This window comes from Salmonella sp. SAL4457, from assembly GCF_046548235.1.
GTDB lineage: Bacteria > Pseudomonadota > Gammaproteobacteria > Enterobacterales > Enterobacteriaceae > Salmonella > Salmonella enterica.
In genome coordinates, this window is sequence record NZ_JBGDZO010001084.1 from 1 (window position 1) to 247 (window position 247).

General features: G+C 66.0%; 1 protein-coding gene. It reads right to left on the reverse strand.

Annotated features, from left to right (window positions below):
- On the reverse strand, window positions 1-108 hold a 108-nt coding region (locus ACLJNW_RS27535), incomplete at its 3' end, for a DUF1780 domain-containing protein (protein WP_410961731.1).
- Between the last annotated feature and the right edge of the window lie 139 nt (window positions 109-247).

Consider the following 247-nt stretch of genomic DNA (forward strand, 5'->3'; position numbering starts at 1 on the left):
GCGCTGGCAGACCCAGCGCTCGCGGTCCCATTTACGTGCGTTGGAGAGGAAGTCGTTGGCTTGTTCGGCCTGACGGGTGAGCAGGCGCAGATAATCCGCTTCGTTCATGGGCTCAGCTTAGTCTGCCGGCGGGCCCGCTGTCCAGACTGCAGGCGTTCCGGTTGCGACAATCCGTCCCGGAGCGCGCCAGCGGCGAGGCTCGGTGTACACTGCCGTTCCCCTTGGGCCGGAGCCGTTCCGATGCAAC